Origin of the sequence: Paenibacillus lentus, from assembly GCF_042714055.1 — a bacterium.
GTDB classification, from domain to species: Bacteria; Bacillota; Bacilli; order Paenibacillales; family Paenibacillaceae; genus Fontibacillus; species Fontibacillus lentus_A.
Window position 1 is genome coordinate 398,462 of the sequence record NZ_JBHGVC010000001.1, and the last position, 20,122, is coordinate 418,583.

General features: G+C 46.2%; 19 protein-coding genes. 5 read left to right on the forward strand and 14 right to left on the reverse strand.

Annotated features, from left to right (window positions below; genetic code table 11):
- Positions 1-22: 22 nt before the first annotated feature.
- From ACE3MQ_RS01645 to ACE3MQ_RS01670, 6 genes are all read right to left on the reverse strand, one after another.
- The gene (locus ACE3MQ_RS01645; protein ID WP_379389930.1) at positions 23-799 is read right to left on the reverse strand and encodes an ABC transporter ATP-binding protein; all 777 of its coding nucleotides are present in this window, start codon (positions 797-799) and stop codon (positions 23-25) included.
- A 12-nt stretch (positions 800-811) separates the two neighbouring features.
- The gene (locus ACE3MQ_RS01650) at positions 812-1,819 is read right to left on the reverse strand and encodes an ABC transporter substrate-binding protein (protein ID WP_379389932.1); all 1,008 of its coding nucleotides are present in this window, start codon (positions 1,817-1,819) and stop codon (positions 812-814) included.
- Positions 1,812-3,266 carry an aryl-sulfate sulfotransferase gene (locus ACE3MQ_RS01655; RefSeq protein ID WP_379389934.1) on the reverse strand — a complete coding sequence of 485 codons (1,455 nt, stop codon included), beginning with the start codon at positions 3,264-3,266 and terminating at the stop codon, positions 1,812-1,814. Before ACE3MQ_RS01655 ends, ACE3MQ_RS01650 begins: the two co-directional genes overlap by 8 nt.
- 45 nt (positions 3,267-3,311) lie before the next feature.
- Positions 3,312-3,854, reverse strand: a complete 543-nt coding sequence (locus ACE3MQ_RS01660) for a MarR family winged helix-turn-helix transcriptional regulator (RefSeq protein ID WP_379389936.1) — start codon at positions 3,852-3,854, stop codon at positions 3,312-3,314.
- A 257-nt stretch (positions 3,855-4,111) separates the two neighbouring features.
- Positions 4,112-4,729: a TetR/AcrR family transcriptional regulator gene (locus tag ACE3MQ_RS01665; RefSeq protein WP_379389938.1), complete on the reverse strand. Its 618-nt coding sequence runs from the start codon at positions 4,727-4,729 to the stop codon at positions 4,112-4,114.
- A gap of 46 nt (positions 4,730-4,775) precedes the next feature.
- Positions 4,776-6,008 (reverse strand): cytochrome P450, encoded by a 1,233-nt coding sequence (locus ACE3MQ_RS01670; protein ID WP_379389940.1) that lies wholly within the window; start codon positions 6,006-6,008, stop codon positions 4,776-4,778.
- Positions 6,009-6,253: 245 nt separating this feature from the next.
- On the opposite strand from ACE3MQ_RS01670, the gene ACE3MQ_RS01675 reads away from it, so the two are divergent.
- The 4 genes from ACE3MQ_RS01675 to ACE3MQ_RS01690 all read left to right on the forward strand — a co-directional run bounded on the left by ACE3MQ_RS01675 (position 6,254) and on the right by ACE3MQ_RS01690 (position 9,518).
- A complete protein-coding gene (locus ACE3MQ_RS01675; protein ID WP_379389942.1) occupies positions 6,254-8,047 on the forward strand; it encodes an Ig-like domain-containing protein in 1,794 nt (597 codons plus the stop codon).
- A 103-nt stretch (positions 8,048-8,150) separates the two neighbouring features.
- Entirely contained in the window at positions 8,151-8,369 is a 219-nt protein-coding gene (locus ACE3MQ_RS01680; protein WP_379389944.1) for a hypothetical protein, read from the forward strand.
- Between the two features lie 85 nt (positions 8,370-8,454).
- A complete protein-coding gene (locus ACE3MQ_RS01685) occupies positions 8,455-8,889 on the forward strand; it encodes an Lrp/AsnC family transcriptional regulator (RefSeq protein WP_379389946.1) in 435 nt (144 codons plus the stop codon).
- A gap of 14 nt (positions 8,890-8,903) precedes the next feature.
- A complete protein-coding gene (locus tag ACE3MQ_RS01690; RefSeq protein ID WP_379389948.1) occupies positions 8,904-9,518 on the forward strand; it encodes a LysE family translocator in 615 nt (204 codons plus the stop codon).
- On the opposite strand, the gene ACE3MQ_RS01695 is transcribed toward ACE3MQ_RS01690, so the two are convergent.
- From ACE3MQ_RS01695 to ACE3MQ_RS01725, 7 genes are all read right to left on the reverse strand, one after another.
- Positions 9,496-10,998 (reverse strand): alkaline phosphatase family protein, encoded by a 1,503-nt coding sequence (locus tag ACE3MQ_RS01695; protein ID WP_379389950.1) that lies wholly within the window; start codon positions 10,996-10,998, stop codon positions 9,496-9,498. The two genes, ACE3MQ_RS01690 and ACE3MQ_RS01695, sit on opposite strands and share 23 nt — an antisense overlap.
- A gap of 263 nt (positions 10,999-11,261) precedes the next feature.
- Entirely contained in the window at positions 11,262-11,642 is a 381-nt protein-coding gene (locus ACE3MQ_RS01700; protein ID WP_379389953.1) for a CHRD domain-containing protein, read from the reverse strand.
- Positions 11,643-11,785: 143 nt separating this feature from the next.
- Complete coding sequence (locus ACE3MQ_RS01705; protein WP_379390697.1) at positions 11,786-12,508, reverse strand: DUF421 domain-containing protein; 723 nt, start codon at positions 12,506-12,508, stop codon at positions 11,786-11,788.
- A 148-nt stretch (positions 12,509-12,656) separates the two neighbouring features.
- Positions 12,657-14,636 (reverse strand): sucrose-specific PTS transporter subunit IIBC, encoded by a 1,980-nt coding sequence (locus tag ACE3MQ_RS01710; protein WP_379389955.1) that lies wholly within the window; start codon positions 14,634-14,636, stop codon positions 12,657-12,659.
- Positions 14,629-15,633, reverse strand: coding sequence for a carbohydrate kinase family protein (locus tag ACE3MQ_RS01715; RefSeq protein WP_379389957.1), 1,005 nt, complete (start codon positions 15,631-15,633; stop codon positions 14,629-14,631). Before ACE3MQ_RS01715 ends, ACE3MQ_RS01710 begins: the two co-directional genes overlap by 8 nt.
- 34 nt (positions 15,634-15,667) lie before the next feature.
- Positions 15,668-17,137, reverse strand: a complete 1,470-nt coding sequence (locus tag ACE3MQ_RS01720; RefSeq protein WP_379389959.1) for a glycoside hydrolase family 32 protein — start codon at positions 17,135-17,137, stop codon at positions 15,668-15,670.
- A 171-nt stretch (positions 17,138-17,308) separates the two neighbouring features.
- Complete coding sequence (locus ACE3MQ_RS01725; RefSeq protein ID WP_379389961.1) at positions 17,309-18,289, reverse strand: LacI family DNA-binding transcriptional regulator; 981 nt, start codon at positions 18,287-18,289, stop codon at positions 17,309-17,311.
- A 220-nt stretch (positions 18,290-18,509) separates the two neighbouring features.
- On the opposite strand from ACE3MQ_RS01725, the gene ACE3MQ_RS01730 reads away from it, so the two are divergent.
- On the forward strand, positions 18,510-19,226 hold the full coding sequence (locus tag ACE3MQ_RS01730; RefSeq protein WP_379389963.1) for a peptidylprolyl isomerase: 717 nt from the start codon (positions 18,510-18,512) through the stop codon (positions 19,224-19,226).
- A 42-nt stretch (positions 19,227-19,268) separates the two neighbouring features.
- Here ACE3MQ_RS01730 and ACE3MQ_RS01735 read toward each other — a convergent pair whose 3' ends face one another.
- Positions 19,269-20,042: a GNAT family N-acetyltransferase gene (locus tag ACE3MQ_RS01735; RefSeq protein WP_379389965.1), complete on the reverse strand. Its 774-nt coding sequence runs from the start codon at positions 20,040-20,042 to the stop codon at positions 19,269-19,271.
- Between the last annotated feature and the right edge of the window lie 80 nt (positions 20,043-20,122).

The following is a 20,122-nucleotide window of genomic DNA, read 5'->3' on the forward strand; positions in this document are numbered from 1 at the left end:
CTGTTTCCTCCGCTTCCCTCTTCTACTCGTCAAAATGCGCTTGGATCTGATTGTAAAGAATATGGAACTCAGGGTCGGTCAAATCCCGGGGATAGGCAAGCGGCACATCGTAAATATGCGTAATTTTAGAAGATGGTCCTGCGGACATAATGCCAATGCGCCCTCCTAGCAATAGCGCCTCCTGAATATCATGCGTGACGAAGATTACGGTTTTATCGGTGTCCTGCCAAATGTTCACGAGCTCACGCTGCATCGTTCGCCGGGTCATGGCATCCAGCGCTCCAAATGGTTCATCCATCAACAGGATGGCCGGATCGTTGGAGAGCACCCTCGCCAGCTGAACACGCTGCTTCATGCCGCCGGACAGCTCTCGCGGGAACTTGCTCTCATGCCCCTGAAGCCCTACGAGCTTGATAAATCGGTCGGATACTTCCTGCCGCTTCGCTACGGGGATTCGTTTCATTCGCAGGCCAAACTCCACGTTCTCTCTAACTGTAAGCCAAGGAAACAAAGAGGAATCCGCCTGTTGAAACACGACCGCACGATCCTGGCCGGGCCGCTCCACTTCCTTTTCTCCTACTTTCACCTGTCCGGAGGTTTTCGATACAAAGCCTGCAATCAGGCTGAGCAAGGTCGATTTTCCGCAGCCGCTCGGGCCAAGCAGGACAAAGAATTCGCCTCCCTTGACTACCAGGTCTACATCTTGAATGATGTAGTGCAGCTTCCCTGCCGCCGGCGGCAGGTAGCTCTTATTCAATCGCTCAATATAAATTTCGTTCGGCCTCGGTAATGAACCCATGGATCTTCCCTCCTATTCCAATTCAATCACGCGATCCGGAAAAGCTTTACGCACCAGCTCCAGATTCAGTTTCTCATCCAGATTAAAGTCCGTCTCGATAATCCCGTTATCTACCATATATTTCTTCTGGCCGACCAGTCCTTCATACGCTTGTGGCGTGAACCCGATCTGCCAGGCGTTCTTGGGAAGATCCTTCAGGGTGGCCTCCCTAGGCTGCTTCACTTCGTCGTACATCATATCCGCGGTTTCGTCTGGATTGGCCTGGGCATAGGCGGCGGCTTCATCCAGCGCTTTCAAGAACTTTACCATGCCTTCCTCATTGTCTTTAATCAGCTGATTAGAGGCAATGAGTCCCGTTCCGAGTCGTACCGGTGTTTTGGACATATCCGACAGCTCATGGGCTTCTTCGAGCGCTGCGAATTTCCCGTTGAGCACGGCTCCGTATACCCAGGCCGCATCGATCTCGCCTTTCTTCAAAGCGACATAAGCTTCGTCAAAACCACCCTGGCCCACAAGCGTCACATCGGATAACTGGATGCCGTTTTGCTGCAGATACACATCCCATAAGTAAGGGATAAAAGTGCCTCTCGAAAAGCTCAGCTTTTTGCCCTTCAAATCCGACGCGCTGCCAATCTCTTTGCGAGCAAACAATTTCCATTCGCTAGCGCTCAGATCTGTCGCCGTTCCTGAGGATGCAAGGATAGAATAGTCCCCTTTGCTTACGGCGTTCAGCAGCGGAAAATCAGCGCCGAAGGCGACATCGACCTGTTTGATGAACAAGGAGTTGACTCCTTCCGCCGGCGTGGCGAAGTTGATCAGTTCGGCGTCTATGCCGTGTTTTTCAAAGAAGCCTTTATTCTTGGCGACGCGAAACACCGTATTGGTGGAAATATCAGCGATTTTCAGCTTAAACTTGCTGTCTTTATCCGATCCTGAGGCTTTACCGCAAGCACTAACGATTGAAGCGAGCAAAATGGCCATGACTGCTAGACTTAAGCGCCGGATTCGTTGTCTATTCATCGTGATCCCTTTCCTTCCTATCCTCCTCGTCCGTCGTGGCCACGCAGAAGACACCTTCGCCGTAGGATGCGGTTCCCTCGACTTCAACAGCGGTTACTGCTCCTCTCGGTGCGGCGCCCGGCAATCGGAAATCCGTCACGTCAATCACCGCAATCTCGGTTTCAACGGGCAGCTCCAGCTGCGGCACCCATTCGTACGGCACCCGATAGGACCGGTAAACCATATTGGAATTGCGTTTATTTTTATAAGGAGAAATATACTCCCATACCAATTCATGCTCCCAAGTAACTTCAAAAATTCTGCCGTCGGCACCTTCCGTAATCAGCGTGTTCCCGTTCGGAAGGCGCTGCGCCGAGCTAATATACGGACTGTAGAAGCGATAGGAGTCCAGCGGCGCCTGAAATCCAGCTTCCGTCGGGGTATATTGCCATTCGATCTCAAGCGTGACCGGGTTGATCTCCAGGATTCGAGAATGATCCCTGCGGGCCACCTTCACCCCATCCGGGGATACCGGATTCGGTCTTCCATAGCCGCCCCAGCCGCCGTTATCGAAGATAAGGATATTGCCCTCGCCCGGCAGGCCTTGGGGGATCAGATGGGCATGATGCTGGCCGATGATCCAGCCGATATGCCCGGCTTCTTTAGACGAATAATCCGGCCCGAGCCTCCATACAATCTTCCCTGATTTCTTATCGATAATTGCAATGATATTCGATTCGCGAGCGTCCCAGATCAGATTATCCGGGTGGAATCGCTCGTCGCCGGCGTCGTAATGCTTGTTGGGCCCCAGCACCGATACGGAATTGATATGCATCCAGTCCCCGGAGTGCGTGCCGAAAGTCCGCGTATTGGGATTTCGAAACAGCGCTTCTTTGGCATCGTCATCAAAGCCCAACTCGTCGAAGTGGTCGCTGACTGACCATTCCCAAAGAATGTTCCCTTCCCAATCTACCTCAATAATCGTGTCGTCCAGCAGCTCGATATCGGAAATTTCAGGACGATTCACATTTTTGTGCGCAAGGATGATTGTGTTGCCGGAGTAGGCTTTGGGCGTTAGTCCGGGGGCATAGTAGCCGACCGGATTTCCCTCACGCTGATAGTCATGATGCTGGCGGGCCATCCACTGCGCGGGATGGCCCGGATCCTCGATCCAGGCATAACGGTCAAATTTCCAGACGATATTCCCGTGCCAATCGACCTGCACCAAATTCGTTTCGTCCTGAAATCCGTATTTGGGATCACGTTCCGATGTGCTGCCAAGCACATACCCGCCCGGGAGAATTTTGTTCGGAAATCCCCGCAGCCCTTTCCATAAATGAACCTCTCTTCCGTTCATATCAATCAGTAAAGCGCCGGTGTCAGCAGCCTGATAAATCGTATAACCGCTCCAAGATTTGCCTGGCAAATAAACTGTGGTTCCTGTCGGATAAATCGTTGGATGTCCCATAGAATATGTCTCCTCCCGCGCATATAAAAATTTGATAGAAAAAACTTAATAAGAAATATACCTGTTCGTTCGTTTTAGATTATCCTTCATGTAGCTGGACTCCGGTATAGTAGCACTGTCCGAAGACTTCGTTTGACGTAAGACGCCTTCCGAGAAGTCTTCCAGATGTTCATGCAGGCGTTGAAATAATAAGATTTGATCCTCAAGCTCCGCAGATGTAAATGCCCCGAAGATCGTATCGATCATGTATGTACCTGCCTCCCCGTTGCGCTCAAGCAACCTCCTTCCCTGATCGGTAATATGCAGAGCCACGGATCTCCGATCCGCTTCATTTCGTCTCCGGATGGCATATCCGTGTCTTTCCAGTTTGTCGCAAATCGCAGTGACAGCGCCGGACGTAAAATCAAGCTGTACCGCCAAATCCCCGAGCTTCTGCTCCCCATTTCTCATAATGGCGTTCAGAATGAGCATGCCGGGAAGCGAAACGCCTTCGATGATGATTTTATCGCGCTCTTTAACGAATCTTCTGACCAGTCTGCGAAAATGCCAATCTGCCTCCTCCATTCGTAACCAATCTTTGTGATCCATAATGCTCCTTTCCGTTCGAGTTCTAGAGCCGCTAGCCTATCCAAGGTCGGCCTTTCGATTTGCGAACACAGAAAAGGCCCCTGGTTCTCGACCGAAATCTTCTCGGTATCGATTACAGGAGCCTTTGGTTGACCAATCGGCTAGTTATTTAGTTAATTCTGAATCAATGAATGATCAATCAATGAACAATCATCTATCAGGCTTGCTACTAAGATTAAACCAATTAATCAAACCTGTCAACTAGGAAATATATTATTCTATAACAATGCGTGATACTTTGCTTCCTTAGTCATTTTAAGCACAGCCTCGGCCATGAACTCCGGCGAATACGGAAAATCATTCTGAAGCCACCAGCTCGCCACCGAAAAATGAGCTGCAATGCTGTAGCGCCAATGTATTTCTGCAGGCACGCCGTTAATGGATTGTTGCACATTCACGACTTGTCCCATCACCTCCTGGACGATATCGGTGAACAGTTCCATAATATCCAGCTCATATCCTCTGTTCAGAATGACCTTGAAATAATAGCTCTGAGCTTTCAAATGCTGGTAAAAAGCCAATAGATAGCCGTAACTGATCGTTTCCGTACTGCTGTGGTCGATTCTAGCGGACAGTACGGTTTCTTTCAAGGAATGAAATAAATCCTCAACATTTTGGCCGAGCAAATCATACTTGTTCTCATAATGCTGATAAAAGGTGGAACGATTCAGGTTCGCTTTTTTGGTTAAGTCCTGAATGGTGATGCTTCTCCACTCTTTTTCATAAAGAAGCTCGAATAGGGCTTCCTTCAGCAGCTTCTTCGATCGGATGCTTCTCTTGTCGTTCCGATAATCAAACGCCATGCTTAGCTCTCCTTGTTCCATTACATTATGCATCGATCAAGATGCCTCCAGCCTGCTGGCTCGATCCAAGCTTGCCAACTTAAGCATAATAAGCAACCAAGGGTAAGTAGGCTAGAGATTGTCCGGTAGCTGAGGGCTGAAGATGATCCTCTAAATTAAAATCAGAAACAGGCTCGATTTCGGAGAATCTCTGTACGAAATGCTCCAACATGATGGCAGCCTCTAATCTTGCAAGAGGCGCACCCAAACAAAAGTGCGGCCCATTCCCGAACGTTAAATGTTTCTTGCTATTAGGCCGACGGATATCCAGCTCAAACGGATTTTCGAACATCGCTTCATCCATGTTGGCTGCACTCATCCAGGCGACAACCACATCTCCTTTTTTCAGTTCCACCCCTAAGACGTTGTTGTCCTGCTTGACCGTTCGATCCATTTTGCTAATGTGAAAACGATATCGCAGCATCTCTTCTACCGTATTTGAAATCAGCCCGGGATCGTTCCTCAACTCTCCATATATTTTATCATTATCATATAAGAACGCATAAAAGGTGTTTGCCAGCAAATGACTCGTTGTTTCAATACCTGCTCCCAAAATAAACATCGTGGTGCGTACAATTTCATCATCGGAAAATTTTTCTCCATCCACATCCACCCTAATTAAATCCGAAATGATGTCCTCCTCCAAATGAGAACGCTTGGCTATGATTAATGGAAGCAAGAACGAATAGTATTCTCTCGCCGTCTTGTTCTTTAACTCATTCACTGCTGCCCTATTGGCCTGATTCGTAGGCATGAACAGAATATCCACCCATTCCTTGAACAAATCTCTGTTTTCCGAAGGAACGCCAAGCAGCTCAGACATAACAATGATCGGCAGCGGGGCTGTCAAGCTGTTCGTAATGTCGACCGTCGTCTTCTCTGGAATCCCGCTGATTAATTCTTCGACTATTTTATGGATGCGCGGTTCCCATAATTTAAGGCTCCGGGGAGTGAATGCGCTCGAAAGAAGAGCTCGACGTTTACGGTGCTCGGGAGGATCAACGCCAATGATATCGATCTTCCCTACTTCGGAACCTTCGGGCGTATCCGCACCGACATCGATAACAGTTCGCTTGCGCTCGCTCGAAAAATATTCATAATCACTGAGTACTCTTTTCACATCATCGTATTTGAACACATTCCAAGTATTCGTTTCTTTATGGTAACTGATCGGTTCATGGAACAGCTTCTGTTTATACCACGGGTAGGGATTAAATTCTTCCACATTACTTCTGAATTTTGTAATCTCCGCAACAGGGATGATTTCTTTCATCTTATTCTCCTCCTCTAGTTAAAGTGTAAAAGCTACTCCTCCATCTCATAGACGAAAGGAATCAGTAAAAATTTACATCATAAGGTAATTAATATCAACCGACAGATTGATGGATTCTGTTGAAGAAGCATGTACTCTTTCCTAGCAATATAAGCAATTTGAAGGATATTCAATCGAGATATCTACCCTAATAATGGATATAAGCTAATTTTTCCAAATATTTCATGATGAAAGGAGTTTTGCTTGTGGCCAAAAAACTGAACTTGAACAAACTCATGTTGCTATTCCTCGTTATCTTGATGCTCTCGATGGGTTGGCCGAATCAGGGATACACCGCTGCTTCGGAGGAAGAAGCACACGTGGAATGGTCCCGCATCTTAGAAGGCAATCATCCGCTTTATAAGAGCAAATCCGGTTATGCTGCAACCGCTACGTCGGATGGAGGCTATGTAGCCGCAGGTGACAAGTATTGCGAAACTCCGGATGAGAACTGCACTTATGTCGTTAAGCTGAACAGCAACGGCGAAATTTTATGGGAAAGAGAAATGGTATTCTTCGATTACGATTATGAGGAGAATGCGGCATTCACCGTGCTAGAAACCTCCGATGGCAGCATCCTGGTAGGTGGAGAAATTAGAGACGGCTCCTATGGCCGGCCACGTTTTGTTCCCTATGTTTTTAGACTGAGTGCGGATGGAGAAGTATTATGGGAAAAATATTATCCCCGCATGCCCTATTATCAGCAATCAGCAAGAGATATTCAAGAAACCTCCAATGGAGAGTTTGTGATTTCTGGCAGCGGGTGGAATGAGTACAGTGGAGCACCCGCTTTCCTCTTTAAAATAAATGCAAACGGAGATGAGCTTTGGTCTGAAACCTATCAATTCGGTTTTAGTAGTAGTTTCTCTAATATAAAATTGACTTCGGATGACGGAGTCATCGTATCGGGGGGCAGGACAAGAAATGAATACGACAGAATTTATCTGCCTTATCTGCTAAAAATAAATCGCCATGGCGAAATCGACTGGCAGAAAATCGATGAGACAGATTCAATCCTTTCCACTATCATTTCTTCTGAAGACGGGAATTTTATTCTGACGAGATACAGCCCGAGCACAAAAACCTATTATCTGCAAAAATTAAACGAGGCCGGGGATGTGCTCTGGAATAAAACGATAGCTTCGTTATCCCATGACGAAATAGGGAACATTATTCAAACCCAATTGGTTGATCAGGGGTATGTTCTGGTCGTACAAAATAACTCAGCGAATATCGCAAATGGCGAGTCCAGATACAAAATTATTCTGCTCGATGGAAATGCTGTCCCGACGAAAAAATATCATTTTGGCGATTTGGATTTGGGCCTCAGTGAAAATAGCATAACTGCCTTTGATCGGGGGTTCCTTGTAACGGGAACAGTCAGATTAGGCACGGCGGTTACGGGCTACAGAAATGAAATGCATTTGCTGAAAATATCTGTGCCCATGGCAGGCCCTTCAGATCCAGAGTTGACCAGAATTGAATTCCAACAACCAGAGGTCAAGCTATCCGTAGGTCAATCCGCCCGCAGCGTCGTTAACGCCGTCTACTCCGACTCTTCTGTGACAGATGTGACCTATTCCTCCGCCTACGAATCACTTGATCCGAGCATCGCCAGCGTCGATCATCTAGGCCATATTACAGGAATCAGTCCGGGCTCAACATGGATCAAAGCAGCCTATGGAGGGTTAGAAGCAAGGGTCGCTGTGGAGATTAAGGATGCAACCGGGGGCGGGCAGTTCTACCTGGATTCTGAGGAATATTCTCTTTCTATTGGAACGGAGCTCGATGTTGCCGCTTATTACGCTCATGAATCCGGGCATCCTTCCCTGGTCACGCAGGATACCGTGTTCAGGATCGATGATCCTTCCATTGCTACGATGGATGAGCAAGGGAATATAAAAGGCATTAGCCCTGGAACAACTTATATTACCGCCACCTATAACGGAATAACCTACAGAGCAAGCGTCTGGGTTGTTCGCCCTTATGTACCGTTATAAATTACATCCATCATGATATGAGAAAAGCCAAACAACCAACTCGTTTTACGAAGTTGGTTGTTTCTCGTTCTATGCTTTGATGGCTTTCGAGTAAGCAGATTCCATGAATACGAATATCGAAGATATTCGGGCCCGAGCTGAGCAGAATATTCCTCTAGGCCGTTACGGCCAGCCGGATGAGCTTGCTAAAATGGTCGTTTTTCTGGCCTCGACGGCTAATTCCTCTAACGGGATTAGCCTTTTTTATAAGGTTGCTTTAATTTTTAAAGTCAGCATCTTTATTTTTGTTGGAAATTTAATTATTTTAACCATGAATTCATAGTTTCTTAAAAGTATATGGTATTTATGGCTTTTTATTTATTTAATTCATCTTTATCGTATAATTTACCTTAAAAGGAGTGTTATAAATGGACGAAATTGATCTGCAAATTCTGCAAATGCTCAAAGCCAATAGCCGAATCACTAGCTCGGAAATAAGCAAGGTGATTCATTTATCCATCCCTTCAATCGCTGAAAGAATACGAAAATTAGAGAAAAACGGGATCATTGAACAATTTACAGTCAAGCTGAACCGGCGGGCCATAGGGCAAAACTGTATGGTATACATATTTGTGCAGCTGCACGGTTCCGTGGAAACGGAGCATTTTCGCAAAACAATTGTTGAATCCAAATATGTGCTGGAATGTCATCATACCTCCGGGGAATACGATTATCTCTTAAAGGTAGCTTTACCCGATATCTCCGAATTAGAGGGATTTATAACCTATACATTAAAGAGCAAGTATAACATTGTTAGATCGAATACGGTGTTTATACTCTCCACATTGAAGGAAGAAGAATAACGGGAGGAGCCTATATGTTTTCAGAATGGATTTGGAAAGGGATGCTATTAGGTATATCCATAGCAGCCCCCATTGGCCCGATCAGTATCATTTGCATCAAAAAAACATTGGCTTCGGGGTTAAAAGTCGGTCTTCTGAGCGGTCTTGGTGCAGCGACAGCAGATGCCGTTTATGGCTTTATCGCCGGCTTTGGCCTGATTTGGCTAAGCGATTTTTTATTGCAGTTTAAAGGGATTATTCAGCTTCTGGGTGGATTATTTATTTGTTATCTTGGCATTAAATTTATGCGGCCCGGAGGCCATATTCAAATACAGGAGCAGGTTGCCAGACAAAGCCCCCTTTACTCGTATATCGTCGCTTTCCTTCTTACGCTTTCGAATCCGATGACTATTTTATTTTTTATAGGCATATTTGGAGCTTCCGGCATTCTGTTTTCTCACACGCCTTCTGATGTACCTTTACTGGTTGGAGGAGTGTTTATCGGTTCTATGCTTTGGTGGCTTTTTCTAGTTGGGATAGTCGCGTTTTTGAAAATCAGTTTGCTCAGAACCCGTAACCTGACATTAATTAACAAGCTGTCTGGTTTGGTTATGATATGTTTCGGGGTTAGCGCTCTTTTTCAATATTAGCGCGCTGCTGGGTCACAAGCTTCAGCAGGTAGGCTTTGAGGTCAACGATCCGCAAGTATTCCGGCTTTTCCTCCGTTCCGCTTACGATCATCGGCACGAGTGACTCGGTATATCCGATAGAACCGTGGCCTCCCCCTCCTTTATGGGTCGGCGAATTCTTGTCCGCTAATTCGTAACCTGGCTTCGCCGTCACTACCAAAAATTCTCCATCATGAGAATGAAACGCCCCATACAACCGTCGAAGCACATCCGGATACTTGCCATATTTGATGGTGTTGTGCTTAGAGTTTATTTGTAAATCCAATACTTCCGTCTTCTGCTCTACCGTCCACTTTTGCCCGTAGGGATCCATGAGCTCCCCTTCAGCTTTAAATTTGAGCTTTTGCGAGGCATCGCCTCCCATAACATGCATCCATTCCCCTTCTCGCCATGAAATGAAATCTATGCGGGGCTCGGCTCTTAACACTTTAGCAATGTCTTTAAGCTTGTGAGCCTTAAGATTATATACGTAAGCCATAGTCTCGTTAACAGCTAGCACGATTTCCGTATCGTCCGTAACGTCCTCCCCCTGGCGGTAGACGGTATATTCTTTAAGCAAGGAAGGCAGGTCGATAACCGGGTTATCCTCCGCGGGCAGGATTTGGGTCATCCCGCTATCTCCTATAATGACAATAATCGCTTTCTTCAATGCTTCTTCCGGAGAGCCGAAGCTTTGTAATAATTCTTGCAGCTGCTTGTCCGTTTTCTTGACCCCGTTCAGCTCGTCAGGGCCATTTTTATGCAGCTTTTTATCCAAGTCAGGTAGATATACATACAAAAAATCGGGAAGCTTATTTTCCTTGATTAAATAATTAGCGGTTAATATCGAGTATTGATTATTTATGCCCAGGCGGCGAGTCAAGCCATCAGGAAGATTTTCTATGCCTGCTAGCGGATCGGACAAGGAACCTAGCGCTAAATAATCCGGCCCTTTCACCGGAATTGATTTGGGTAAGGAAGTTGGGGCATCCATCCAGGGTGGAATGGAGAGCGTATGCTGAACAGAACCGCGGTAAATTAAACCGTTAATGCTGCCGGACTTCTTCCCAAGCTGAGCTAATTCCTCATAAATCGTAGGCAGCTGAGGGTTCAAGTGGCTGCCGTTAAGGTTAATTAATGCATCCGCCAATACCGGATCAACGCCAAGCTTAATGACCTCCATCGGCCCTGTCCCATAACTGATGAGCTTCTTGTCCGCTGTTGAATACCAGGTCAATCCCGGGATATGATGACGATCCGGATATGCACCTGTAAGCAAGGAGCTGTCAATCGTTACGGACATGGTAGGAAAAGAGCTTACGAGATCCTTATAATACTGCCCATGCTTAATCAGATATTCGAAGGCAGGAAGCTCTTTTTTCGCTATGCCTTTATCAATGGCTTCGGCCATAAGCGAATCGGCCATGATGAAGATGACTTTCTTTGTATCTTCGCCAGTCACAGATTTTACTCGAAGCAAATCGGGTTCTTTGTGTGTGGTTTTTTGTTTTTGGCATCCCATTGCCACAATCAATATAAAGATGAGCAACAAGAACAAACTTATTTTTCTCGTATAAATAAAGATCACCAACCTATCCAATAAATTTCATATGTATATGCTGTTCCATAATCTAAATTTTATACAGCATAGTGCTGCATTAGCGTATGTTTGTTATAAAAATGAAACTACCTGTTACCAAAAAAATCTTGGCAACAGGTACGTAATTACTTGACGATTTGCCCCCGAATTTCACCGTTTGGATTCTGGACGGTATGCACGTTGACATAAGTGTTGCCTCTTCTGATTTCCCGAATTAAGCTGCGGAGAGTTCTGCCTTGCAGTGGACCAACTAGATCGCGTCTGGTCAGGACACCCGTCACTACGCCACGTCTTACTGAAATGCCGAACTTAGACGGCCCGAACAAAAAAGCAACAATTGGCCCGTTTACTCCCCTCCGTCCAAGATGAATATGAGCTTCAGTAACCCGAGAGATATTATTAATGACCAGGCGGAATCTTAGTTGCTTGCCGTTAGCACTAAGCTGAAATTCCGCATTTCCTGTAGCATTAGTTCTTACAGGCGGCACCTCGTTGCGACCAGACAAAGAAGCTCTAAAGGTTCTGATAAGTTTCCACTCCTCTCTTTTCACGATACGGTATTGTATTCGGAAGAGTGGGTATGGACTGTGCATCAGCCTATGTTTGTTGTGTAAAATATGAGTAAAATGAGCTCCTCATTAGATAAGCTTTAATCACGAGGGATGTCTTTTCTTGGTTCTACGTAGACACGCACGTTTTCGTTGCCAGTCATGGTTGCTAATATTACATCGCGAATATTAGCATTCGTAGGTGCTATTTTTGCGGTAAGCCATTCTGGATCTTTTCCCATTTCCTGAAGAAGCGACATATCGATTTTTCCTTCTATAATGATCGGCCTTGTAATAGTAAACGGTTGGGTCTCTAGCTTCATATCTGCGGGTGTAACCGGCTGGTATTGGGTGTCCATAAATACGGATATTGTTCCACCCGGCTCCCATAATGCAAGCGATACTTTTTGGATATCCTCTACTTTTTCTTTCCTTAGCTCAGAAAATAAATAATCAATAGAGATTCTTGCTTTAGATAAATGATGAAATTGAATTTGTCCATTTTTAACGAGCGTGATTGGCGATGGATCCAGATATCGCTTGAAAAAAGGCCATTTGAGGCCTAACCAGGTAGCTATAACATATAACACAATTAGAACAATGGTGGTAATCATCGATCCTTTTAACCCCAATTTCTCATCGGAAAGCGGGTGAGCTATAATATTGCCTAGGGTCAGAGCGATAATGAAATCAAGAAATCTTAATTGTGATATGGAACGCTGGCCCATCAGCTTACTTACCACGATTAAAAATAAAAAGCTGACAATACCTCTTAAAATCCATTCAAGCGCTGTCAACGATTCTTTACTATGAAAAAAATCCAATCCATTCAGCCCTTTCGCAAATCCAAAAGTTATCTTGTAAGTTCTCCTCATGCGCTAATCTCTATACATAAATACCAAACTTGCGAATCTTGATCATAGGCGAAAAATGAAAAGACCAGCGCTTTCCAGCACTGGTCGAATGGCTAACTTATTCTGTTTTGAATTGGACGGTCATCACCGCGTCCTTATTGGCAGTCACTGGCTTGCCGTTTCCATTTGCAACCACCCCTGCTACCTGTTCAGCATCGGATGGAATAATGACCGGGGTAATCGTAGAAAGCCCAGCCTTATGAATGGCATCGAGGTCAAAATCAATTAACAGCTGCCCCTCCTTCACCCTATCGCCTGTTTGGACGTGTGTTGCAAACCCAGCCCCTTTTAGGGAGACTGTATTCAGGCCAACATGAATTAGCAGCTGCAGGCCGCTCTCGTGGACAAGTATAACTGCATGCTTGCTCTTCTCCATGATGTGAGCAACGACGCCGTCAAAAGGGGCGTAGACTTTGCCTTCCAATGGCTCGATCGCATATCCCTCGCCCATGTGTTTTTGGGCAAACGCCGGGTCTGGAACCTCCTCCAACGGGATGATCTTCCCTGAAACAGGAGATGGAATCTGCATGACAAGCGTCGGTTCATTTGCAGATGTCTTGATAGCATCCGCTGTAACTATGCCTGATGAGGCTGATGCTGTTTGACCACCGGCCGGCTGCTGGGAGGCTGCTGAAGCAGCTTGGAGTTCCTCGGTCATCTTATCCTTATATCCAAACAACCAGGTCAGGGTGAAAGCAACGGCCATTGCAATCACATTACATAGAATGTACATAGGCAGCTGGTTGTTCAAGTAAAGCAGTGTTCCCGGAATGACGGTAATGGCCATCCCCGTCGCCGCGAGACCGAACAAGGAAGCAAGGAATCCACCAATGGCCCCGCCGATCAGTCCCATCACAAAAGGCCTCATATAACGTAAATTGACCCCGAAGATCGCCGGCTCGGTAATCCCTAAGAACGCGGAAAACGAGGATGGCAATGCAAGAGCTTTCAGCTTGGCGTTCTTGGTCTTCAGGCCTACCGCTAGACATGCAGCTCCTTGAGCTGCCATAGCAGAAGTAACCATCGCGTTAAAAGGATTGTTTCCAAGCTGCTCCAGCAGCTGAATCTCCAAGAAATTGAAAATATGATGAACCCCGGTGACGACGATAATTTGGTTGAAAAAGCCGATCACTAAGCCCGCGATTCCAAAAGGAAGTCCTAAAATAAAGGTTGTTCCATGTAATACCCACTCTTCGAAGGAATGGAAAATAGGGCCGATAACGAATAGTCCAAGGGTAATCATAACCAACAGCGTAATAAACGGTGTCACAATCAAATCCAACGCTTCTGGCACGCGCTTGCGCAGCATCTTCTCGAATTTGGCTCCCAGGAGTCCCACAAAAAATGCGGGCAGCACGGAGCCCTGATATCCCACGACCGGAATGAAACCGAGCATGGTCAAGGCCTCGGCCGAACCATTCGCTACGCTATAAGCGTTAGGCAGGGCGGGATTGACGAGCATTAGACCGAGCACAATGCCGAGAACCGGACTGCCACCGAACACGCGGAATGCGGACCAGGCCACAAGTGCAGGTAAGAACGCAAATGCCGTATCCGTTAAAACTTCCGTGAAGAGCAGGAAATTGGCCGGAATATCATTGGCGGTCATTCCAAAGAGAGATAGAATTTGCTCCTGCGTAAGTAATCCTCTAAGCCCCATGAACAATCCCGTGGCCACCAGTACAGGAATGATCGGGACGAAGACGTCGCCAAACGTGCGAATCGATCTTTGAAATGCATTTCCTTGCTTCTTGCTTTGACCTTTGAGATCCTCTTTCGTTGTTCCCGTAATACCCAGCTTCTCGACCTCTTCAAAGATGCGGTTGACGGTACCGGTTCCAAAAATGATCTGGTACTGACCGGAATTTAAGAAGGCTCCTTTCACCTTATCAATATTCTCTACGCGCTCCTGGTCAATCAAATCTTGATCATGAACCATAATACGTAGTCGCGTGGCGCAATGCGCAAAGGAAGATATATTATCCTTGCCGCCAACGGCCGCTACGACCTGTTTTGCGATATCACGATTTTCAGACATCCCTCATCATCCCCTTATTGTTTAATTTCATTTGAATAAATCTTTGCACGTCCGCTTGATGTGGAAGAGCTGGAATCGCGCCTTTTTTCATAGTCGTTATCGCCCCGGTTGCGTTGGCAAACTCTAGGATTTCATGATGATACTCACGAAGGAGCTTCGTTACATTGTCCTGCGTAGCGTTTTTATCCAGCAGCTTATACAAAAAGCCTCCCATAAAAGCATCCCCAGCACCGGTCGTATCCTGTACGTCAACGTTAAATCCCAGACTTTCATACTTTTCTGCGGGCGAGAGGTATAAATCCGCACCATCCTTCCCTCTAGTATAGACGACGGCCTTGACGCTGCCTTGGAATAAAGCAGCAATGGCCTCCTCCGATGACGTCATGCCCGTAATAAATTCAAGCTCATCCTCGGAAATTTTTAATATATGAGCGGCCGGTATAAAGGCCTGTATCGTCTCTTGGCAATCCTTGGGACTCTTCCATAATGGAAGTCGGACGTTCGGATCGAAGCTGATGAGCCCTCCCCGACTCTTCACCGCATGAATCGCTTTCAAATGCGCCTGCTTCATCGGACTTTCGATTAAATCGACCGATCCGAAATGCAGCATGTCGTCCGGCTGGAATATGGCCGGATCAATTTCCTCTTCGGATAGGAGCAGATCGGAGGACGGATTGCGGTAAAATGAAAAATCCCTTTCCCCATCCTCCTGTAAGGATACGAACGCCAATCCGGTATTGGCCTCTGACGTCCGCTTGATGAGTTCTGTATGGACGCCAGCCGACGCTAGCTGTTTGATCAAGTAGTCCCCGAAGGCATCCATTCCCAGCTTTGTGAGCATTGCGGCATTTCCGCCTAGCTTGGATACGGAGGCGGCTACGTTCGCCGGCGCTCCTCCGGCAGCACGCTCAAAGGAGAGTACATCCTTTAACGGGCTGCCCTTTTGTAATGGAATAAAATCAATTAATACCTCACCGATTGCAAATAACTGTCCCACGCTGTCATCATCCCCTGTCATTTCTCCTAGAAGTTTATATCTTCCATAGAGAGGCTTGGCATGTCACGCTTCCTCCCTGTGCAAAAAAGCGGATTTCTGTACTTTCCATGCTTGGAAAAATGCGGCTCGTAAATACCTCTTCGCCGTCGTTAACAAAAATTTCTACAGAGGAGGTATCCACAAAAAGCTGAAATTTGATCTTCTCTGAATCTAGGCTGCAGCGCCGTTCGCTGCCATAATCCGTAACTATGGTTTCACCGGATAAGGAGCGATCCAAAATTACCTTCTTGGTGTTCCGGTCATACGCAAGAACTGTCTTGTCTGCATTTCCGGCGCGAAATTCAATACCGAAACACTCCGCATCCGCATCCGCAAATTCGCAAATCAGTTCATAGGAGATCCCCTGAAGGCCCGAGAAGCTTTTCGTTTCGTTGTGTAGTACAGCCTCAGCGGTTACCTCTTCTTTGCGCAGATGTTTTAGCTCCCGTACAGGCTGTTGGATGACCTTGCCATCACGCAGCGTCAACTCCCTCGGCAGGGTTAAGCAATGCGCCCACCCGTTATGATCTGTGGGATAACCGACATCGGGGAGGCCCATCCATGCCACGAGAATTCTTCGTCCATCTGGGGTTTCCGTCGTTTGCGGGGCATAGAAATCAAAACCTCTGTCCAACTCCTGAAAGAGCCCGTGCTTGAACTTCTGGGTACGGACGTCAACCGGCTTACCGACCATATACCCGGATTGATAAATATTTTGGAATCGATCTCCTTCGGGAGACAAGCCCTGCGGGCAGAATAGCAATACACCCTGTTGATTCAGCTCAAAATAATCCGGGCATTCCCACATATATCCGAAGTCATCCAGCCCTGTAGATACCTCGCCCAGAAAGCTCCATGATAATAGATCCTGCGATTTGTACATCACGGCACATCCTGTTCCATTCGTGCGCTGTGCCCCTATAACGCAATAGTATTCTCCGTTTGCCCTCCAAACCTTCGGATCTCTGAAATGATCGGTATATCCATCAGGAACCACAGCGATTACCGGCTCGTTTCTCTTCGTAATTTTGCCTTCCCGGTTCATAATAGCGAGGTTCTGATAAGGAAGCCTCCGCCACTCCTCATTTCTTGTATTACCCGTATACATTAAATATAGCTCGCCGTCTTTGACAATCCCGCTTCCTGAGTAAGCCCCGTGAGAATCCTGCGGGTCACCAGGCTCTATGCCGATCCCGACATTTTCCCAGTGGGCCAGATCTGTAGATTTGGTATGATACCAATATTTCATGCCATGAAACGTTCCTAAAGGAAACCACTGATAGAACAAGTGGTACTCTCCCTCATAGAATGCAAAGCCATTGGGATCGTTTAACAGCCCAAATGGAGGCTGGATATGATAAGACTGCCTCCACGGACAGCTGGCTACTTGCTCCTTAAGCTGCTCCAGCTCTTCAGGCGACGCTTGATTCAGTTTTCTATACTTTTGTTCTCTTGATAATGTCATGTGATGATGTTCTCCATTTTCTAGTCATTTGCGATTGTAGAACCGGTTCCAATTCGGCGCAAAAAAGAGTTTAGGAACCGGTTCCAAATCAGCTGCAAATAATGTTCCATAACTCAAAGGCTTCAGCGAAGAATTATGGAACATTATTTGTCTCGAATTATATACAAGTGATTAACGTTTGTCAACGCTTTCTCGTTTAAGCAGCTCAAAATCCATGATGGTAACAGGATCTATTTGCTCCTCTCGCACAAGCTTAATAATATTGTGAGCAGCGAGCTTCCCTGCTTCCCTATAATAAAACCGAATGGTGGTCAAGGTTGGATGGATGATTTCGGTTATATCGTATCCTCCAAAGCCTGTTACAGAAAGCTCCTCAGGAATGGTAATCTGCTTGAGATACGCCGCCTTCATGACTCCTAGAGCAATATTGTCGGTCGCACAAACTATAATTGAAGGCGAAATCTCTTCGAGCAGCCGAGATGCCGTTTCCATGGCATCGGTCATTTTAAAGCCGGTTTCATAGTACGAGATTGTACAGACCGTACCCTCAAGACTCTTCTTAAAGCCTTCTTTTCTCCGAATCCCTACGGCAATATCCTTCTCTGTCACCCCTAGATAAGCAATATTGCGGTGGCCCATCTCAAGGATATGCTTCCCCATTTCGTACCCGGCATGATAGTCGTCATGGATCAAGCTGTGGAGATGGGGATTCTCCTGTCCCAGCAGCAGGATCGGGATATTAATCTCCTCTGCCGCTTTTAAGTGATCGTCATGCACCTGGGCAGCCAATAGAATAATGCCAGAAACCTTCTGTCTGGCAAAATCGTAAATGGACTCGATTTCACGATTCATATCCTGGCTCGTATTTGAAATCAGCATCTGGAAATTGGCATCCCGCAATTGCTCATCAATGCCCATCAGCGTTTGAGAAGAAGCAAAGGAATCCAGACGCGGAACGACCGTGCCAATAAAATTGGTTTTTCTCGCTTTTAAGCTTTGAGCAAATGTATTGGGAACATAGTGGTGTTCCTTAATGACTTTTTCAATTCGCTGTCGCGTCGCTTGGCTAACGGATCCTCCATTTAAATAGCGGGAGACTGTGCTCTTGGCAACACCCGCGATAGAGGCAATATCTGAAATGGTTTTAATCATAGTTTCTCCTTAAAAATTTACATTGATAGCTTCAGACAAGCGGTTTGATACTTCTAGTATACTGCCTTTTGGCTTAACATGCGATTCAAGGTTCATGATGGATGAGTTGCCATCGGCATATTTAGGCAGATCATTTGTGATGAGCGGGCTAGACTGGCATTTTCAGTGGAAAATCGGTATGATAAAACAAGATTTGTAAAAAGGAGTGGTACAAGCAATTATGAAAAAGAAGCAGCTAATACTACCTTTTATTCTGCTGATTTCAGCTGTTTTGATCCTTAGCGGCTGCGGCAAGAACAACGAGGCCAAGGAAGAACCAGCAAACAATCAAACGGCGGGAAATACCGCGGAACAAACAACTCCGCCGGTTGAACCGGAGCCAGAACCGGAGCCAAAGAAAGAAACCATGAGCTGGGACAGCCCTCCTGCAATGGAGATCGACGCGAACAAATCTTACACCGCGGAATTTACGACTTCAAAGGGGAACTTCACCATTGAGCTGTTTGCCAAAGACGCGCCTAAGACCGTCAATAACTTTGTATTTCTGTCGCGGCAAGGCTTCTACAATGACGTCATCTTCCATCGGATTATTGAAACCTTCATGATCCAAACCGGTGATCCAGAGGGAACTGGAGCAGGCGGCCCAGGGTACAGATTTGAAGATGAACAGACGGACTACAAGTACGAACCCGGCATTGTAGCTATGGCTAACGCAGGGCCAGATACGAATGGCAGCCAATTCTTTATCTGCACAGGTGATGACAGTATTGGACTAAACAATACGCCGAATTATACCATCTTCGGTAAAGTTACAGATGGCATGGATGTCGTCGCAGATATTGCTGCTACACCGGTTAAAGAAGGCGGCCCCTTCAATGAATTAAGCACTCCAACAGAGACTGTTCAGATTAAAGAAATTAAGATTACAGAGCAATAAAATCAAAATGCACAACTCATATGAAACAGACCTCGCATCCGGTTAAAGGAATCGCGAGGTCTGTTTTATGTTCAGCAACAGCTTCTCCAGCTTATTCGGACTCAAAATTTCATGCGTAAGAAATTCACCATTATAATACATGCTGAAAGTTGTCCAGACTGCCGGAGCCTGCTGGGCTTCTTCTCTCGTTTTCAAATGATGGGCATGAAATGGGATGCCCTTCCTCTGCGCAACCTCTTGAAGCTCGTCCAGAATCCCGACAGCAAAGGGACATTGAGCAGTGTAGTATATGCTTATGCCCTCTTCCATTGGAGCCGTGTTGTTTATAGTTCTTTTAAAAGCAGGCGCAGTAGCTTGATCATTCCACCTTAATACCGCCAACTCAAAATAAGGTTCTGCCTGATCAACAACCTCAAAGCCCATGTATTCGAAGAAACGCTTATCGCTTAAATAGGGATACTTTTGCTTCCCTACAATATGCACAATCCCATCCATGCCAAGGTTTTTTGCCTCTTCTATGCATTTTTCCAACAGCTTCTTCCCGTGGCCATTTTCTTTGTACCGCCCCGAAACCCAAAGACAATTAATATACATATAATTAGGAGCCTCAATAGGTACCCAGGCTTTCTCTGCGGGCAGGTATTCAATAAATACCTTCGCACGCTCATCCAACCGACAGAATACTAAGCCCTCCTCCATCCGATCGCATAACCATTGCTTTTTTTCCTGTACTGCATCTATGTATTGCTTAGCTCCTAGCGCGCAGCAGATGTGTTCATCATTTATATTAGCTTTTGTTAATTGTATGTAGTTCATTTTTTCACAACCTTATATAGAGTTTAATGACATAAATGAAACGCTGCTCTGCACAGCTATATTTGTTATTCTGCGGCAAC

Bases quoted from the DNA above. Each gene is read 5' to 3' on its own strand.
- ACE3MQ_RS01645 (WP_379389930.1), bottom strand. From the start codon at position 799: ATGGGTTCATTACCGAGGCCGAACGAAATTTATATTGAGCGATTGAAT.
- ACE3MQ_RS01650 (WP_379389932.1), bottom strand. From the start codon at position 1,819: ATGAATAGACAACGAATCCGGCGCTTAAGTCTAGCAGTCATGGCCATT.
- ACE3MQ_RS01655 (WP_379389934.1), bottom strand. From the start codon at position 3,266: ATGGGACATCCAACGATTTATCCGACAGGAACCACAGTTTATTTGCCA.
- ACE3MQ_RS01660 (WP_379389936.1), bottom strand. From the start codon at position 3,854: ATGGATCACAAAGATTGGTTACGAATGGAGGAGGCAGATTGGCATTTT.
- ACE3MQ_RS01665 (WP_379389938.1), bottom strand. From the start codon at position 4,729: ATGCATAATGTAATGGAACAAGGAGAGCTAAGCATGGCGTTTGATTAT.
- ACE3MQ_RS01670 (WP_379389940.1), bottom strand. From the start codon at position 6,008: ATGAAAGAAATCATCCCTGTTGCGGAGATTACAAAATTCAGAAGTAAT.
- ACE3MQ_RS01680 (WP_379389944.1), top strand. From the start codon at position 8,151: ATGAATACGAATATCGAAGATATTCGGGCCCGAGCTGAGCAGAATATT.
- ACE3MQ_RS01685 (WP_379389946.1), top strand. From the start codon at position 8,455: ATGGACGAAATTGATCTGCAAATTCTGCAAATGCTCAAAGCCAATAGC.
- ACE3MQ_RS01690 (WP_379389948.1), top strand. From the start codon at position 8,904: ATGTTTTCAGAATGGATTTGGAAAGGGATGCTATTAGGTATATCCATA.
- ACE3MQ_RS01710 (WP_379389955.1), bottom strand. From the start codon at position 14,636: ATGTCTGAAAATCGTGATATCGCAAAACAGGTCGTAGCGGCCGTTGGC.
- ACE3MQ_RS01720 (WP_379389959.1), bottom strand. From the start codon at position 17,137: ATGACATTATCAAGAGAACAAAAGTATAGAAAACTGAATCAAGCGTCG.
- ACE3MQ_RS01725 (WP_379389961.1), bottom strand. From the start codon at position 18,289: ATGATTAAAACCATTTCAGATATTGCCTCTATCGCGGGTGTTGCCAAG.
- ACE3MQ_RS01730 (WP_379389963.1), top strand. From the start codon at position 18,510: ATGAAAAAGAAGCAGCTAATACTACCTTTTATTCTGCTGATTTCAGCT.
- ACE3MQ_RS01735 (WP_379389965.1), bottom strand. From the start codon at position 20,042: ATGAACTACATACAATTAACAAAAGCTAATATAAATGATGAACACATC.